3 protein-coding genes and 1 pseudogene are annotated in these 4,295 nt (G+C 67.0%); 1 reads left to right on the forward strand and 3 read right to left on the reverse strand.

Features of this window, described 5'->3' with window-relative positions; genetic code table 11:
* Both ACE3UY_RS21510 and proB read right to left on the reverse strand, forming a co-directional pair.
* Positions 1–356, reverse strand: a pseudogene (locus tag ACE3UY_RS21510) (gamma-glutamyl-phosphate reductase); the annotation flags it as partial.
* Positions 357–440: 84 nt separating this feature from the next.
* The gene (gene proB / locus ACE3UY_RS21515; protein ID WP_374689529.1) at positions 441–1,541 is read right to left on the reverse strand and encodes a glutamate 5-kinase; all 1,101 of its coding nucleotides are present in this window, start codon (positions 1,539–1,541) and stop codon (positions 441–443) included.
* Positions 1,542–1,900: 359 nt separating this feature from the next.
* On the opposite strand from proB, the gene ACE3UY_RS21520 reads away from it, so the two are divergent.
* Positions 1,901–3,325, forward strand: coding sequence for a class II fructose-bisphosphate aldolase (locus ACE3UY_RS21520; protein WP_374689530.1), 1,425 nt, complete (start codon positions 1,901–1,903; stop codon positions 3,323–3,325).
* Positions 3,326–3,516: 191 nt separating this feature from the next.
* Here the strand turns inward: ACE3UY_RS21520 and ACE3UY_RS21525 are convergent.
* The coding region (locus ACE3UY_RS21525; RefSeq protein WP_374689531.1) for a D-2-hydroxyacid dehydrogenase at positions 3,517–4,295 on the reverse strand (779 nt) is incomplete at its 5' end.

The raw sequence follows: 4,295 nt of genomic DNA on the forward strand, positions 1-4,295 counted from the left end.
ACGCCGATGACGCCGATGGGCGTCCGGCGGCGCACCAGGCGCATCCCGTTGGGCAGCAGCCGGCTCTCCAGCTCCTCGCCCACCGGGTCGGGCAGCTCGGCCACGCGGCGCGTGTCGGCGGCCAGAGCGCCGATGCGCCGCTCGTCCAGCAGCAGCCGGTCAACGATGGCCTCACTCTGGCCGGCGGCGCGGGCGTCAGCCACGTCGCGCGCGTTCTGGGCCAGCGCCTCGCCGGCGCGCGCCTCCAGTTCGTCGGCGATGGCCCGCAGCGCATCGTTCTTGCGGCGGGTGGTCAGGGTCGCCAGTGGTCGGGCGGCGGCGCGCGCCGCCGCGCCCATCGCGTTCAGGTTGGTCATAACTCTCTCCACTGTTGTAGGGCGGGATGGCATCCCGCCTTACCGTAAGATCGGGTCATTGCGGTGGCGGGATGCCATCCCACCCTACAGTAAGATCAGGTCATTGCGGTGGACGACCACCGCGCCATACGCATACCCCAGCCGGTCGGCGATCTCGCCGGAGCGGCAACCGGCGATGCGCAGCAGGTCGCCGCTGTCGTAGCGCGTGATGCCGCGCGCCAGCTCCCGCCGCTCCGCGGTCAGGATGAGGACGGCGTCGCCGCGGCTGAACTCCCCTTCGACGGCGGCGATGCCGGCCGGCAGCAGCGACTTGCCGCCGCGCACCAGCGCCTCGGCCGCGCCGTCGTCCACCAGCAGCGCCCCGGCCGGCCGCGGCCCGGCCAGAATCCAGCGCTTGCGATTCTCCACCGGCTGTTCCAGGGCCGGGAAGCGCGTGCCGATAGCCTCGCCGGCCGCGGCCCGGCCGATGACGTTGGGCACGCGGCCGCCGGCGATGATAACCTCGGCCCCGGCGCGGCGGGCCAGGTCGGCGGCGCGCAGCTTGGTGGACATGCCGCCCACGCCCAGGCCGGACACGCTCTCGCCGGCCGCGCCGCGCAGCGTCTCGTCAATGCGGCGCACCTCCGGGATCAGCGTCGCCGCCGGATCGGTGCGCGGGTCGGCGGTGAACAGCCCCGGCTGGTCGGTCAGCAGCAGCAATAGATCCGCCTCGGCCAGGATGGCGATCAGGGCCGAGAGCGTGTCGTTGTCGCCCAGACGGATTTCCTCGGTGGCGACGGCGTCATTTTCGTTGATGATAGGCACGATGTGGTGAGCCAGCAGCGTTTGCAGCGCGTCGCGCGCGTTCAGGAAGCGCCGCCGGTCTTCCACGTCGGCCCGCGTCAGCAACATCTGGCCCACCAGCAGGCCGTAGATGCCGAAGAAGTGCTCCCACATCTGCATCAGCCGCGTCTGGCCGACGGCGGCGAGCATCTGCTTATTGGCCAGCGTGCGCGCCAGTTCTGGGTGGTTCAACCGCTCCCGGCCGACGGCGATAGCCCCCGACGAGCAGACGATGACCTCATGCCCCGCCCTTTGCAGGGCCGCGCACTGGCGGGCCAGCTCCACCATGTGGGCCTGATCCAGTCGCGGCGTCCCGCCCGTCAGCACGCTCGTGCCGATCTTGATCACAATGCGTCGTGTCACGTCTTCCCAATAATCTGCTTAATCTGCGGATGATTCTTCTTCGAGTATACCGAATGTCGGCAACGGGTGACATTCATCCAGGCAAGACGTGACGATTGTCCTGACCGCGGTCAATGAAGTATGATATGCTTCAACTCGGTTGAAACGGCCCAAGCACCCGACCCTAGACCTGACAGGTGTGGGCGTTGCCGCAACACCCGCACCTGTCAGGTCTGGCAGCAACACCACCGGCGGCAATCCGCCCTTACCAACAAACGAAGCCTCCACGGGTAACCGGATAGCGCAGTGACCACATCCATAATCTGCGTAATCTGCGTAATCTGCGGATTCTTCCTCTTATACTGAAAGGAGATTTGAGCATGAAGGCAAAATCAATGGATGAACTGCTGCGCCACCTGGACGGCGTCGTGACCGTCGACGGCGACATCGTGACCGTGAAGGACGAACCGGTGCTGCGCGAGAAGATCGACGGCCTCATTCACACCGCCGTCTTTGGCGGCGGCATCGTGCGCGACACGGCCCGCTGGCTGATTTGGGAGATCGCCCAGGGCCTGGGCATCTACCCGTCGTCCATCCACCAGTTGTACATGGCGATCGGCCGCGGCGACGTGCCCACCACCTTCACCGTCCCGGCCATGAACATCCGGGCCATGAACTACAACTCCTCGCGCGCCGTCTTCCGCGCCGCCAACAAGCACAACGTCGGCGCGATGCTGTTCGAGATCGCCCGCTCGGAGATCGGCTACACCGGCCAGCGACCGATGGAGTACACCGCCAGCGTCCTGGCCGCGGCCATCAAAGAGGGCTACCGCGGCCCCGTCTTCATCCAGGGCGATCACTTCCAGATTTCGGCCGGCCGCTACAAGAGCAGCCCCGACGCCGAAGTGCAGGCGGTCAAGGACTTGATGGACGAGGCTGTCGCCGCCGGTTTCTACAACATCGACATCGACACCTCCACGCTGGTCGATCTCAGCTTCCCGACGCTGGATGAGCAGCAGCACACCAACTACGCGCTGTGCGCCGAACTGACTCGCTATGTGCGCGCCATCGAGCCGGAGGGCATCACGATCTCCCTGGGCGGCGAGATCGGCGAGGTGGGTCATAAGAACTCGACCGTCGAGGAGCTGCACGCCTTCATGCAGGGCTACCGCCGCGAACTGCCCGACACGGCCGCGGGCGGCGTGCCCGGCATCTCCAAGATTTCCGTGCAGACGGGCACGAGCCACGGCGGCGTGGTGCTGCCCGATGGCACGCTGGCCCAGGTGAAGGTGGACTTCGACACGCTGCGCGAGTTGAGCCGCGTGGCCCGCGAATCGTACGGCCTGGGCGGCGCGGTGCAGCACGGCGCGTCCACGCTGCCGCCGAGCGCCTTCAACAAGTTCCCGGAGATAGGCACGGTCGAAATCCATCTGGCGACCAACTTCCAGAACATCGTCTTCGACTACCTGCCCAAGGAAGTGGTGGACGAGGCCTACACCTGGCTGCGCGAGAACCACAAGGACGAGTGGAAGCCGGGCAAGACGGACGAGCAGAGCCTCTACTCCGCCCGCAAGCGGGCCATCGGCCAGTTCAAGGAGCAGTGGTGGACGCTGGATGAGGCCCAGCTGGCCGAGATCAGCGGCGTGTTGCAGGAGCAGTTCGAGTTCCTGTTCGACCAGTTGAACGTCAAGGGCACGCGCGACGTGGTCGAGCACACGACCACCCGCGTCGTCATCCACCAGCCGCGCCCGGCCGAGGCCGTGGCCGCTGTGGCGGCTGAGGATGTGAAAGACCTCGCCGATTAGGGGATAGGGGTTAGGGGATAGGGGCTAGGGGAAGAACGCTCTCCCCTAGCCCCTAGATACCTAGCCGGAGTGCGCATCCTCAGATGCGCGCCCGCGTCGTGGCCGCCAGCCAGGGCCGCGTTCCGCATCTGAGGATGTGGACTCCGTGAGATATGCTTCTTCCCTAGCCCCTAGCCCCTAGCCCCTATCCCCTAGTACCCCTCTTCTCGGTTGACCAGGTTGAACAGGGTCTCCCCGGCCAGATAGCGGCGCAGGTTGGTCGCGAAGAGGTCAACCGCCCGCTCGTCGTACTGCTGCGTGAACCCACTGACGTGGGGCGTCAGGATGACGTTGGGCATGGCCCATAGCGGGCTGCTCTCCGGCAGCGGCTCCGTCTCGAACACGTCCAGCCCCGCCCCGCCGAGCCAGCCATGCTTCAGCGCCTTGATCAGGTGTTCCTCGTGGATAAGCTCGCCGCGGCCGACGTTGATCAGGTAGGCTGTCGGCTTCATCTCGCGCAGGACGGTCTCATCGAAGAAGTGGCGCGTGCGCGGCGTCAGGGGCGTGGTGATGACCACGTAATCGCACTGGGCCACCATCGAGCGCGTGGCCTCGGGTGGGTAGATGCGCGTGGGCAGTTCGCCCGTCGGGTCGCCGAAGCCGGGCAACAGGTAGCCGGTGTCCTGGGTGTGGCGGGCGTCGCGCTTGGTGACCAGGATAGTCATGTTGAAGCCCTTCGCCAGCCGGGCCACCTCGCGGCCGATGCTGCCGTAGCCGATGATGCCCAGCGTGCGCCCGGCCAGCTCGTCGGGCACGAAAGTGTCCCAGCGGTTGGTGGGCCACTTGCCCACCTGCTGGGCGCGCAGCCAGCTGGGCACGCGGTGGGCCCAGGCGAGCAGTTGGGCCATGACGTATTGGCCGATGTTGGGCGCGTGGATGCCGCTGGCGCCGGTGATGGCGACCCCGTCCTGTTCCCAGAGCGGCGTGCCCA

It is taken from the genome of Promineifilum sp. (SeqCode) (genome assembly GCF_041918635.1).
GTDB lineage: Bacteria > Chloroflexota > Anaerolineae > Promineifilales > Promineifilaceae > Promineifilum.

Excerpts from the sequence above, each read along its gene's own strand:
- ACE3UY_RS21520 (WP_374689530.1), top strand. The coding sequence starts at position 1,901 with ATGAAGGCAAAATCAATGGATGAACTGCTGCGCCACCTGGACGGCGTC.